Source organism: Leptolyngbya sp. 7M, assembly GCF_018128485.1.
In genome coordinates this window covers 724,912-738,112 of record NZ_CP070897.1, presented here as the reverse complement: position 1 = coordinate 738,112, position 13,201 = coordinate 724,912, and the positions used below count along the sequence as shown (strand labels likewise).

The window sequence follows — 13,201 nt, the reverse complement described above, 5'->3', positions numbered from 1 at the left end:
TTTGCTTCGATCTCCATCCGCATAACGGCCGAGGCTGTCGGCCTTTGCGACGCGATAAAGCAGGTCGGGCTCGACCTTACGCGCAAGACGCCAACTTGTCCGATACGGATTTTCCGATACAGAATCTGCCGTTTTGCGCGTTTTGGCAGAGCTCTGACGAAGAAGAACCGTCAAAACTTGCCTTGGCAATTGGTGACAAGTTGTTCGATATTTCCAGTGCGATGGAAGCAGGTTTGTTTGGCGACGATCTGCGAGATCTGAGTGCGGAGATCGAGATATCAGACCTTACATTTATGAGTGAGGTTCTCGGCACTGAGCTTTGCAGGTTCGTGCGCAAAGAGGCTTTAAAGATGCTGTCCGGATCCGCCTCGTCAGAGGTGCGTTCTAAAGTGACGGCCTTTCTGGTTAACAAGGATGATGTCGAACTAGAGTTGCCTTTTTCGACTAATGACTACACAGACTTCTACTGCTCGATCTATCACGCGACGAATGTTGGGTCGATGTTTCGGCCGGACAATCCTTTGCTTCCGAATTATAAATATTTGCCGATCGGTTATCACGGGCGGGCTTCGTCGATCGTGATTTCAGGAACCGATATCACGCGGCCGAAGGGACAGAACCGGAGCGATGCGGAAAAGCCGCCGGCCTTCATTCCCTGCAAGAATCTTGATTATGAGATGGAGCTTGGGTTCTTTGTCGGAAAGGGAAATGAGCTTGGGCATCCGATAGATATCAAAGATGCCGAGGAACATATTTTCGGGGTTTGTCTGGTGAACGACTGGTCGGCACGCGACATCCAGGCATGGGAATACCAGCCGCTCGGGCCGTTTCTTTCTAAGAGCTTCGCGACAACTATCTCGCCGTTTGTCGTAACAATGGAGGCGCTTGCACCGTTTCGCACGCCTGCATTCGAACGCGGGCCGGACGATCCGCAGCCGCTCGGTTATCTCTACGACGAGCAGAATCAGACATTCGGCGGGCTTGATATCAATCTCGAAGTCTACATTCAGACCGAAAAGATGCGGCAGGAAAACATCCGGCCGTTCATGCTTTCGCGATCAAACACGAAAGACCTCTATTGGACCATCGGCCAGATGCTGACGCACCACGCCTCTAACGGCTGCAATCTGCAGACCGGAGATCTGATGGCTTCAGGAACCGTTAGCGGCAAGGAAAAGAATGAACGCGGCTGCCTGCTCGAGCTCACCTGGCGGGGCAGCGAGCCGATCGAATTACCTTCAGGAGAAACACGCAGATTCCTCGAAGACGGCGACGAGGTAATAATGAAGGGCTATTGCGAACGCGAAGGCTTTCGCCGCATCGGTCTGGGTGAATGTCGTGGAAGGGTTTTGCCTGCGGATTAAACCTTAAACACAGAGCTCACCGATAAATTGAGCACGAGTTTATTTTGTTGCTCGGCTCCTCCGTGAATTCTCTGGCAACTGTTTGCTAAACTTAACGAATGGTCGCGGAAGCGGAAATGGCAGTACGTTCGGCTGATGGGCGTGAGTTTCGCGACAAGGTGGCCGTCGAAGAGCCGCTAGAGATACGCCTTGGTTTGCCTGACGGAACGCACAAGGCCGTTTCCATAACGATGCGGACACCCGGCGAAGATGCCGAACTAGCCGCAGGTTTTCTTTTCACCGAAGGTATCATCAAATCACCCGAACAGATCAAGCAGATCCGCCATTGCGGGTTGAAGATCGGTAAGGTCAAGGGAGCACTCGACCGAGTTGCGTCATTGAATTCAAACACGATCCGCGTTGATCTGAGCGACAATGCGTCGGTCGATCTCAAGAAACTCGAAAGACATTTTTACACGACATCAAGCTGCGGCGTATGTGGAAAGTCCTCGATCGATGCTCTGCGGTCTGATGCTAAGCCTATTGATAACAATGGTTTAGAGATTGCCGGTGAGGTCGTGAATTCCTTGCCGGACGAATTGCGCAAAGCTCAGTCGGCTTTCGAACGGACCGGCGGGCTGCACGCGTCGGCATTGTTTGACGCAAGCGGCGAGATCGACATTATTCGCGAAGACGTGGGCCGCCATAATGCGCTGGATAAAGTTATCGGAAAAAAATTCCTTGACGGCGAACTTCCTCAGAACAATGCCGTTTTGCTTGTCAGTGGCCGAGCAAGTTTCGAACTTGTCCAAAAGGGATTGATGGCGGGAATACCGATAATGGCCGCCGTCGGAGCTCCATCGAGCTTGGCAGTTGAGCTTGCCAAGGAATACGGTATGACATTGGTCGGGTTTGTCCGAGATGGCCGGTTTAATATCTATTCGGGTGATGCCCGAATTAGGTTAAGGTCCCATAGATAATGGGTTAAAGGGATCGCAAGAAGTTCGTAGGCTGCAGAAAGAATGGCAAACGGGGACAATGAACTTAAGATAACACCGCCGCCCGAGACCTCGGCTGGCATTCACGCCGTTACGAATGCACTTCGCCACGTTTTCAGCAAGATGGGCGTCATTCGCGGCACTCGCGGCCTGTTGAAACTTAATCAAAAAGGCGGCATTGACTGCCAATCTTGCGCGTGGCCCGATCCCGAACGCCGTACGATCAACGAATTTTGCGAGAATGGTGCAAAGGCTCTTTCCGACGAAGCAACAACCGCAAAGATCGGCCGTGAGTTCTTTGCCGCGCATTCGATCGAAGAGCTAAGAGCGAAAAGCGATTTTTGGCTCAATAAACAGGGCCGCTTGACGGAGCCTCTGATGCTGCGTGAAGGCGGCATGTATTACGAGCCGATCTCGTGGGAAGATGCGATCTCTCTGATCGCCGAAAAACTGAACTCACTCTCCTCGCCTGATGAGGCTGTCTTTTACACATCGGGCAGAACGTCGAACGAGGCCGCATTTCTTTATCAGCTCTTTGTCCGCCAGTACGGCACGAACAACCTGCCCGATTGTTCGAACATGTGTCATGAATCGACGAGCGTAGCTTTGTCCGAATCGATCGGTCTCGGCAAAGCAACGATACGGCTTGAGGATTTTGAGAGGACCGATCTGATTATTGTCATCGGTCAAAATCCGGGAACGAACGCGCCGCGAATGCTCTCATCTCTCGCTGCGGCGAAGAAGGCCGGTGCGAAGATGATCGCAATAAATCCGCTGTCTGAGGTCGGGCTTACGAGTTTTGTAGATCCGAATCCGCAGCATGGAAATCCGTTCAACGTCTTGGGTTTTCGTCCGGCGAAACTAGCTGATCTGCACCTTCCTGTTCGCATCGGCGGCGATATGGCGGTGCTAAAAGGCTTGATGAAGGTCCTGCTCGAGCGTGAACGTGCGGAGCCAGGAAGTGTATTTGATCATGCATTCATTGCGAAGCATACAGAAGGTTACGATGAGCTGATCTCATCGCTTGATGCAGCCGGCTGGAGCGAAATTAAAGAAGGCTCAGGCCTCACGCGCGAGCAGATCGAAGAGGCCGCCGAAATGATCCTCAATGCTGGCTCGTTCATCACGTGTTGGGCAATGGGCGTTACGCAGCATACGGCGGCGGTCGCGACGATCCAAGATATAGTTAATCTTCATCTTCTCCGCGGTTCGATCGGACGCCCGGGAGCGGGCCTGTGTCCCGTGCGCGGACATTCAAATGTGCAGGGCGACCGCACGATGGGCATTTGGGAAAAGATGACGCCCGTTTTTCGAGAAAATCTCGAACGCGAATTCAATTTCAAGACGCCCGAACGAGACGGCTACAATACGGTCGAATCTATCGCCGCAATGCAAGAAGGCAAGGCAAAAGTTTTTTTCGCAATCGGCGGGAACTTTGCCGCGGCATCGCCCGACACCAACGCGGTCGAAAGTGCCTTGCAGAAATGCGATCTGACCGTTCAGGTGATAACAAAATTAAACCGCACCGCATTGGCACCGGGAAAGGTTTCGCTCATTTTGCCTTGTCTCGGACGCAGTGAGGTCGATGAGCAAGCGGGCCGCGAACAATTCGTTTCGACCGAAAGCACCATGCTCAATGTGCAGATGTCTCGGGGCGTATTCGAGCCGGCATCGCGGCAGCTTCGCAGCGAGGTTTGGATCGTTTGCCGGCTCGCAAAGGCAACGCTCAGTGACCGAAGCGGCGTCGATTGGGACGCATTCGCTGCCAATTACGATCTGATCCGAGACGCGATCGAGCGGGTCGTTCCGGGGTTTGATAATTACAACGAACGCATCAGAAAGCCCGGCGGATTTTATCTTCCGAATCCGCCGCGTGAGCGTATCTTTCCGACCGCATCCGACAAGGCTTTGTTTAGGACATCGAGCCTCGAGTATCCGCAAGTTCCCGCAGGCCGGCTGCTGATGACGACCATCCGTTCGCACGATCAGTTCAATACTACGATCTACGGCTTCGACGACCGCTATCGCGGCATCGACGGCGGGAGGATGGTCATCTTTATGAACGCCGATGACATCGCGGATCTGGGCTTGCTAAAAGGTCAACAAGTTGACGTTACGAGTTATTGGGACGACGGCGAGCGTTATGCAAACGGATTCGCTATTGTTGAATACAAGATACCGAAAGGCTGCGTTGCTGCGTATTTTCCGGAGGCGAATCCGCTTGTCCCGCTTGGTAGTCACGCACGAAGAAGCGGAACTCCGACATCCAAATGTATAGTTGTTTCGATCAGACCTTCGGGATAGCTATATGATCCAGCCATTTATATTGATCGGCGGTAGATCGACAAGATTCGGAAGCCCAAAGGCAGATGTAGTGTTTGAAGGACGTTCTTTTGCGGTGCGTGCCGCGGAAACGACAGAGCAAGCGCTTCTGCCTGCGAAGGCGATATTTGTTACCCGAACCACCGACACACGAACTGAGATCGCTGGAAGGCAGGTAATTGCTGACCTTGTCCCCGGCCGAGGGCCGATCGGAGCAATTTACACCGCTTTGCGTTTCGCCAATGTGGAGTGGATCTTCGTTCTAGCGTGTGATCTTCCATTTGTGAGCCCGGATCTTATCTGGCTTTTGAAAGAACGGATACGAAAGGACAGCGATGTTATCGTACCTTTACAGAGTGATGGCTGGAACCAGCCACTATGTGCCTTCTATCAGGTCAGAACGTGTCTTCCAGTTTTTGGAAAGATCGTTACAGCCGATGATATAGTGCCTTCGCTTCACTCGATATTAGGAATGTTGAATACGGACCGCGTTCCTGAGACCGCCTTTTCACATCTGGGCATAGGTGGCCGCCTGCTTCGTAACATCAACACGCCAAGGGACCTCGATATCTGAGCAAGCACTTGAATGTTTGATTCTGTTTGTTCGCAGCATATGGCAAAATAGGTTTGAATGGCATTTGTTCTCGACAAGTTTCATGAGGAATGCGGCGTCTTTGGTATTTTTGGACATCCTGAGGCATCAACGCTCACACAGCTTGGCCTTTTTGCCGTTCAGCATCGTGGGCAGGAAGCGTGCGGGATAGTTTCCAGCGATGGACAAGAACTGCACCAATTTCGATCTCAGGGCCTGATCGCAGATGTTTTGAACGAAGACGTTCTTCGGCGGCTCTCTGGCCAGACCGCTATTGGGCATACCAGATATTCGACTGCAGGACGTAATACTATAAAAGAGGTCCAGCCGTTTTCCGTAACGTGTCAACACGGACAGATCGCGATCTGCCACAACGGAAACCTGCCATTTGCCGATGCGAAGCGCAACGAACTGGAACAGGCCGGAGCGATATTTTCATCCACCTCTGATACGGAAACTATACTTCATGGCATTGCGAGAACCCCGGCCCCTTCGGCTATCGAGGCATTGAAAAAAGTCTTGAGCGACACAGAAGGAGCATTCTCGATATTATTCCTTACACCGGAAGCTCTGGTGGCCGTCCGGGACCCACGCGGTTTTCGTCCGCTTGTTCTTGGAAAATTAAATGACGCCTGGTGCGTAGCTTCGGAAACGTGTTCATTCGATCTTATCGATGCAGAATACGTCCGCGAGATAGAACCCGGCGAAATGCTTGTGATAGACCAAAATGGGCTAAGGTCTGAATATCCGTTTCCCCAGAAGCCGGTTTCTGTTTGTTCTTTTGAACACGTATATTTTTCGCGGCCGGATTCGATCATTTTTGGCCGCTCGGTTAATGAATCGCGCCACAAGATGGGCAAGCAGCTTGCTGTTGAACATCCTGTGGAAGCAGATCTGGTCGTGCCCGTGCCCGATTCAGGTGTTGCCGCCGCTATCGGATACTCGCGCGGTTCGGGCATCAATTATCGGCAGGCCATCATTCGAAATCATTATGTCGGCCGCACGTTCATTGAGCCGTCACAGTCGATCCGCTCTTTTGGCGTCCGTCTAAAGCTCAATCCAGTTAGACATTTGATAAACGGAAGGCGCATCGTTCTTATTGATGATTCGATTGTTCGTGGAACTACATCGAAAAAAATAGTGCAAATGGTTCGTGAAGCCGGAGCCCGAGAAGTGCATATGCGGATCTCGTGTCCGCCCACCATAAGTCCGTGTTTCTATGGGGTTGACACGCCAAGCAAAGATGAATTGATCGCGGCGAGGATGACTGTTGAAGAAGTATGTAAATATATCGGAGCTGACAGCTTAGGATATCTTTCGCATAAGGGAATGCTCGAAGCGATAGGACTTCCGGCTGAAACCTCGTGCACCGCGTGCTGGACCGGAAAATATCCGACACTCATCGCAAACGGAAGGGCGGCCTGAAACAGTCGGTGGAAATGATATCCGGTCAAAACTGAATGCAATACGATCACAGATGAACATCCGCACGGCAAGATCAGAAGACATTCAAAGCTTGGTAAAGTTCAACCAGGAAATGGCCTTGGAGACCGAAGGCAAACAGCTTGATCGTGAGGTCTTGGAGAAAGGTGTTTCGGCGGTTTTCGTTGATGAAAACAAAGGCTTTTATGTGGTTGCAGAAAATGAGGGCAAGATAGTCGGCGGACTAATGGTAACTACCGAATGGAGTGACTGGCGGAACGGCTGGTTCTGGTGGATACAGAGCGTCTATATTTTGCCCGAAGCACGGGGCCGTGGCGTCTATCGAAAACTTTACGAGTTCGTAAAGGGCTGTGCCGAAGAAAATGGACACGTTTGCGGCTTTAGGCTTTATGTCGAAAAGGAAAATGAAACAGCTCAGGCAGTTTACGAAAAACTTGGAATGGAAAAGACGTATTATTTGATGTACGAAGAAGCTGCTAGTAAATAAGACATCTGTTCTAGAAGCCTATCAGCAAACTTAAAAGCCGGGCCCGCATTTTCTGCAAGCCCGGCAGTACCATGAAAATCATTTCCCGTCGCTCTGATGGAAGGAATGTGAGAGAAATCGTAGATCAATGTTCACCCTATAAAAAAGAAGAGGCATCCGAGAATTGATTTTCAAAGACCAAAGATTCTTTTGAATTTACGATTGGGAAAAGGCCCGACTCAGTCTTCGTGCCCACACTCGAAGATTTCCCCCAAGCAATTCGAACCCTTTCCCAAACCTATACGAGGCAATTCAGTTAAGCTAAGCCCCGCCGCTTTCGACACATCCTGCTCTTCTAAGCAGTTCCTTCAGTTGTCCACACGTGCCGAAAGTTAAACCCTTCCGATGTGAATTTGAAGAGCAAACGATGTGCCAAAAAGTGGCACAGGTCCTTCACCAGATAACAGAGCAAATTGCGTGATTCAACGTTCCGGGCGATGAGTTGGGTATGTTCCAATTCAATACGTTCTGTAAAATTCCATAAGAACTTTCGTACCGAATCGATTCACTGTGCATCAATTTCGGATTGTGGTGTAATTATCTAGATGATTACTATGAGTGAATCTGAATTTGCCCGAATCTGCTCTGGATTGCGTGAAGACCGGGAATCGATCCTGAAGCATAATCCGATGGGTAGTGATGAGGAAACATTGCTCTGGATGCTGCTTAACACACTTGTGATATACCTAAGCCTGGAAGAGATAGAGATGCCGTGTTTCAGCGGGCGGCCCGATACTGAAACTTATCGTAGGGCCATCGAGTTTGTTTTGAAAGATCGGCGTAAAGGGAAGTTTTCGCTCGCCCCTCATATTGATAATCTAGTATCTAAATGAAGATCGAAAAATTCGTACTTTCGGCATTTCAGCAGAATACGCGTATCGTCGCTTGTCCGACTACCGGAGAAGCAATGTGCATAGACCCCGGAGCGGAAAGTCCTGAGATCATTGATTACGTCAAAGCAAATGGTCTGAACCTGAAGATGATCGCCCTTACGCATGGTCATTTGGATCATGTTGGCGGTACTTTTCCTCTGAAGTGTGCGTTTCCCAGTGCAGAAGTGATCATCCATAAAGGTGATGAGGATCTGTATTATGGATTACCCCAACAACCCTTGCTTATGGGCATTCCTCAACATCAATTGGCGGTATTGGGCTTTGACTATGAAGACCCGCCTAAGCCTACACGAAACTGGCAGCACGGCGAGCATTTTCAGATAGGTGAAATGGAGTTTGAAGTGCGCCACTGTCCGGGACATACTCCGGGACATATTGTCTTAATAGAATCAAACCACAAGAAAGTATTTGTTGGCGATTGCCTGTTCCAAGGATCGGTCGGAAGGTCCGACCTTCCCGGCGGCGATCACGAGCAGTTGATCGATTCCATAATGAGTAACATTATTTCGCTTGGCGACGACTTTACTGTATATTCAGGCCACGGACCGGAAACTACTGTTGGCCATGAACGGACCACGAACCCATTCTTGAACGGCCTATATAGACCCGTCCGAGGACGTTTCGTATAAAGTCATTTGCCTTTCATCAGCCAGAACACGGAGAAATGTAATGAAAACCCTTGCTACGATATTGATTTCGCTGTCGCTATTGACCCCATATGCATTTGGTCATGCAACCTTGATAAAAGGCTATCCACATCGCGAGGAGCGGCAGAATTTCAGGACGGAAAAGGTCGCCGGAAATGTTTATGTCCTGTTCGGCAACGGTGGAAATATCGGTCTTTCAGTCGGCTCCGACGGTATCCTGATGATCGATACTCAATTTGCCAATGTTGCGGACCGTATAAAAGCCGAAATGGAAAAACTTGGCAGCTCGAAGCCGAGGTTCATTATTAACACGCATTGGCACGGTGACCATACCGGTGGAAATGAGGTCTTTGGAAGTGATTCGATAATCATTGCCCATGAGAACGTAAGAAAGCGTATGCAGGAGATGACGATGTTTCGTGGTCAGGCAAGGACACCTTCGCCAAACGTCGCATTACCGATCTTTACTTACGGCGCCGGAATGAATGTCTATTTTAACGGCGAAAGGATCAAGGCTATTCATATGCCCAACGGCCATACGGATGGCGATACAGTGCTTTATTTTACCTCATCGAATGTTTTCCATCTTGGCGATGACTTTTTTGTCGGCAGATTCCCCTTTGTGGATCTTGAAAGCGGCGGCACGGTTGAGGGTTTGATCAAAAATATTGGTGACCTTATTTTGATGATCCCTGCGGATGCGAAGATAATTCCCGGCCATGGGCCTCTGGCGACGATCGAAGATCTGAAAGAATACCATCAAATGATCATCGATACATCACTTATCGTCCGACGAGGAATTGCGGCGGGTAAGAATCTGGATCAGTTGAAAGCCGAAGGTTTTCCGGAGAAATTTAAAGAAGCAGGATCCGGTTTTATTCGTACAGATGCCTGGATAGAGACAATATATCGCAGCTATGCAGGCAAATGATCAATGTTTAGGAGCTAAAACGTAAACGCGGAATAGGCCAATCACCGTTCCTTCATCGCGGGTGTACCAACGGTCCAGATTCGTTAGATCCGGTTTGTCATCGTCCGGAACGATAAAATAATTTAACATCGGATCGTAAGCAGTGGCAGCGTTCATTTCCGCGGCAAACTGTGCATAAAGCCTGGCTTCCTCGACAATTTCCTCATCAGTAATAGGGTGATTGGTTCCTCCCAACTGCGGTAATGCGCGGCCCCCGCCGAACACGGCCGCCACCATTTCGAACCACCGTGTTCGGAGTGCCGATTCCAAGTGCTTATCTTTGAAGCCGGAAAAATACAAGAAGCGGTAGAACTGCATCTTTGCTTCCGTCTCACTAACCGAACCGCCCGCGACCAAATGCGGCGTCCAAAGTATCCGCGACGGGACCACTGTTGGCAGAAAACTGGCAATTATCGGATTGGCAGTGTGAATGACAGGCACGGCGTGGGAATCTAAAGACCGTGATCTGATGTATTCCGCCGTGGGGTAAACCGCCTCGCGAACCGCAACCATTCCCTTATTTCGTTCAACACCTTTGGCTGCTTCAAATACACCCCAGATTGCCGCTATCATACCTACCACAACGAACGTGATCTGTGAGATCCGCAACCCGTTGCTGAGTCCGCGAAGAGCGAGCCAAGCAAGTATCACTATTCCGGCCAGAAGACAGTAATTAGCAATGAAGATCTCATAATGGACAGGCTGCAGCGAACGTCCCGTTATGATCTGCTGATTCAGCACTATCACCGGGATGGAGACGAATGCGTACGCAAAGATAGCTTGTAATGACTTGCCATCAATTCGTCGCAAGAAATGAAGGATCGCAGCGAAAAGAAGCGTTATTAAGGCAATAATGACGGTAGGCGAAGATACGTCTGGTTCACGCGTCATTGTCAGAAGCTGAACTTCATCAGCGTTGCGGGACCTCAGATTGAGCAAATAAAAATATGGTGCAAGTGCTGATACGCCGATCGATGTTATAACTAAGGCAGACCGAAGCAACCCTAGCCGAAGCCCTTTTTCGGTGACCCATACCAGTAGCACCACTACTGCAATCCAAACTATTGCCGCCGTCCATAGATAGAAATACGAATAGACAAGGATGGCAAAAAAGACGCCTGCGGCGACGGCCCAAGCTCCGCTTTCGCTATTGTTCCGTCGGAACATATTCCAGATCGCCCCGCACATAACGAAAAAGATCGGAAAAGCAAAACCGGGCTGGTATCTCCGCAAGAATGGAAAATATTCGATCACAAGATCGCCGCCGATCAACTCACGAAATGCTCCCTCCAACGTTATCGCTGTTCCTAGGCATAACACGACCAGCGTGCCGCTGGCGGCAGCATATTTATCCTCGGTCACACGCCAAAGAAACCAGAAAATAGCTATCGAGGAAAAGAACGCGAAGATGACATGAAGGACAATGAACGCCGTGGAAGCAGAAATGCCGAACATTCTGGCAGTAACCGCAATCGTGTATGCAGGTATGAACTGTACAGAAAAGATCGATTCGTGCTCAGTCTCTCGACCTTTGTAGGGATCATAGCGTCTCGGCTTTCCGTGTATCAAGCCGTTAACGTAGGCAGAATAGGCGACCTCATCGTAATTGGCCGCGGCGTATGAGCCTGTCCAATTTTCTCCGACCGATCTCCAAAGGCTCAGCTGAGGAATGAAAGCCAGCGCAACGACCACCGCCGCAGTAATGAGGGCGAATGTCCAAGCAGAGCGGAACTGCATAGATGAAGTCAAAAGAGAAGAAAGGGAGCCAGAACGGCTCCCATGCAGTAAGGTTAAGCGACAGTTATTTCACGCGATAGATAAACATCCTGTATAGCATTCAGAAGTTCGACGCCTTCATTCATCGGACGCTGGAATGCTTTGCGGCCGGAGATCAATCCGGTCCCGCCACCACGTTTGTTGACGACCGCCGTGCGGACGGCATCCGCAAGGTCGCCAGAGCCCTTTGACTCACCGCCGGAATTAATCAGCCCCGCCCGGCCCATGAAACAATTCGCCACTTGATAACGAACAAGGTCGATGGGATTGTCACTTGTAAGGTCAGAATAGACCTTTGGATTCGTCTTCCCGTAGCTGCTTTCCGTGTTGAGGATATTGTAGCCGCCATTTCGTTCAGGAAGCTTTTGTTTAATTATGTCTGCCTGAATGGTAACGCCTAGATGATTGGCTTGGCCCGTCAGGTCCGCTGCGGTATGCATATCGCCTTCTGCCGTTTTGAATTTCGAATTTCGCAAATAGCACCATAATATGGTCGCCATTCCCAGTTCGTGAGCATACGCAAATGCTTCAGCGACCTCGGTGATCTGGCGGGTGGCGTTCTCGGAACCATAATAGATGGTTGCACCCACGGCGACGGCTCCCATATCTCGTGCCTGTTCGATCGTGCCAAACATAACTTGGTCAAAGGCGTTCGGATAGGTCAGCAATTCATTGTGGTTTATTTTTACGATGAAGGGGATCTTGTGTGCGAATTTTCTCGCTACTGAACCGAGCACACCAAAGGTAGAGGCGACGGCGTTGCATCCGCCTTCGATCGCAAGTTTAACTATATTCTCAGGGTCAAAGTACTGCGGGTTCGGAGCAAAGCTGGCTCCCGCTGAATGTTCTATGCCCTGATCGACCGGAAGAATTGAAAGATAACCTGTTCCGGCAAGTCGGCCGTGGTCGAACATGGTTTGCATCGCACGCATCACCGACGGAGTTCGGTCAGATTGGGAGATCACGCGATCAACGAAATCGCTTCCCGGAAGGTGTAATTGCTCCTTCGGGATAGTATTGGAGACATGACCAAGCAGCGATTCCGCCTCATCTCCCAATAGTTCCTGTAACTTATTGATTTCCACGAATTTAAAGTTCTCTCCTGTAAGAAATGGTAAAAATATCGGGTTGTGTTGAAAGTCGGGATTATAACACATAGGCCTGTAATAATCAGACATCAGATCGAAAATTCTTGACCAGGCCAGATGATTTTCTATAAACTCTAGCAAATTGTTTAAAAGGTTACTTTTTTTCAATTCATCAGCCGCTTTCCCGGATTTCCCGCAAAGTCGGCACCCGTATATAGACACCAATCTGAGGTAAGAATGAGGAAACGATCTTTGCTCGCGTTTTGGTCGCTATTTGTTGCGACATTGTTTGTGTTTTCAGCGGTCAATGTGTCTGCCCAGGATAAAGGATGGCGTCCTGTCGCTCCTGCTGATCTCCAGGCATCAACCCCTATCGTGGAGCCGGGTGCTGATGCAGAGGCAATTTTCTGGGAGGTCCGTGTTGATGACAGTTCAACCAATGAACTTGCACTTCGACACTATGTCCGGATCAAGGTATTTACTGAAAAGGGCCGTGAAGATTTTGCCCGACACGATGTGAACTTCACCAAGGGCACAAACGGCGGCAAATGGCACGATCGCGGGAGAGGCTTTTGATACCTTCAAAGCGCAAGCTCTTTTTAG

12 protein-coding genes are annotated in these 13,201 nt (G+C 50.1%); 10 read left to right on the top strand and 2 right to left on the bottom strand.

The window, feature by feature from the left end; all coding sequences use genetic code 11:
* Positions 1–44 precede the first annotated feature (44 nt).
* From fahA to JVX88_RS03460, 9 genes are all read left to right on the top strand, one after another.
* Positions 45–1,364: a fumarylacetoacetase gene (gene fahA, locus JVX88_RS03500; RefSeq protein ID WP_211625795.1), complete on the top strand. Its 1,320-nt coding sequence runs from the start codon at positions 45–47 to the stop codon at positions 1,362–1,364.
* Positions 1,365–1,480: 116 nt separating this feature from the next.
* The gene (gene fdhD, locus JVX88_RS03495; protein WP_211625794.1) at positions 1,481–2,323 is read left to right on the top strand and encodes a formate dehydrogenase accessory sulfurtransferase FdhD; all 843 of its coding nucleotides are present in this window, start codon (positions 1,481–1,483) and stop codon (positions 2,321–2,323) included.
* A 42-nt stretch (positions 2,324–2,365) separates the two neighbouring features.
* Positions 2,366–4,645 carry an FdhF/YdeP family oxidoreductase gene (locus tag JVX88_RS03490; RefSeq protein ID WP_211625793.1) on the top strand — a complete coding sequence of 760 codons (2,280 nt, stop codon included), beginning with the start codon at positions 2,366–2,368 and terminating at the stop codon, positions 4,643–4,645.
* A gap of 4 nt (positions 4,646–4,649) precedes the next feature.
* On the top strand, positions 4,650–5,237 hold the full coding sequence (locus JVX88_RS03485; protein ID WP_211625792.1) for a molybdenum cofactor guanylyltransferase: 588 nt from the start codon (positions 4,650–4,652) through the stop codon (positions 5,235–5,237).
* A gap of 57 nt (positions 5,238–5,294) precedes the next feature.
* Positions 5,295–6,680, top strand: coding sequence for an amidophosphoribosyltransferase (purF, locus tag JVX88_RS03480; protein WP_211625791.1), 1,386 nt, complete (start codon positions 5,295–5,297; stop codon positions 6,678–6,680).
* Between the two features lie 52 nt (positions 6,681–6,732).
* The gene (locus tag JVX88_RS03475) at positions 6,733–7,185 is read left to right on the top strand and encodes a GNAT family N-acetyltransferase (protein WP_211625789.1); all 453 of its coding nucleotides are present in this window, start codon (positions 6,733–6,735) and stop codon (positions 7,183–7,185) included.
* Between the two features lie 593 nt (positions 7,186–7,778).
* Entirely contained in the window at positions 7,779–8,057 is a 279-nt protein-coding gene (locus tag JVX88_RS03470) for a hypothetical protein (protein WP_211625787.1), read from the top strand.
* Positions 8,054–8,746: an MBL fold metallo-hydrolase gene (locus tag JVX88_RS03465; protein WP_211625785.1), complete on the top strand. Its 693-nt coding sequence runs from the start codon at positions 8,054–8,056 to the stop codon at positions 8,744–8,746. The genes JVX88_RS03470 and JVX88_RS03465 overlap by 4 nt, the downstream gene beginning before the upstream one ends.
* Positions 8,747–8,786: 40 nt before the next feature.
* Positions 8,787–9,695 carry an MBL fold metallo-hydrolase gene (locus JVX88_RS03460; RefSeq protein ID WP_211625783.1) on the top strand — a complete coding sequence of 303 codons (909 nt, stop codon included), beginning with the start codon at positions 8,787–8,789 and terminating at the stop codon, positions 9,693–9,695.
* On the opposite strand, the gene JVX88_RS03455 is transcribed toward JVX88_RS03460, so the two are convergent.
* A complete protein-coding gene (locus JVX88_RS03455) occupies positions 9,696–11,471 on the bottom strand; it encodes a hypothetical protein (RefSeq protein WP_211625782.1) in 1,776 nt (591 codons plus the stop codon).
* A gap of 53 nt (positions 11,472–11,524) precedes the next feature.
* On the bottom strand, positions 11,525–12,595 hold the full coding sequence (locus JVX88_RS03450; RefSeq protein WP_263975467.1) for a class I fructose-bisphosphate aldolase: 1,071 nt from the start codon (positions 12,593–12,595) through the stop codon (positions 11,525–11,527).
* Between the two features lie 240 nt (positions 12,596–12,835).
* On the opposite strand from JVX88_RS03450, the gene JVX88_RS03445 reads away from it, so the two are divergent.
* Positions 12,836–13,174: a hypothetical protein gene (locus JVX88_RS03445; protein WP_211625778.1), complete on the top strand. Its 339-nt coding sequence runs from the start codon at positions 12,836–12,838 to the stop codon at positions 13,172–13,174.
* The last annotated feature ends 27 nt before the right edge of the window (positions 13,175–13,201 follow it).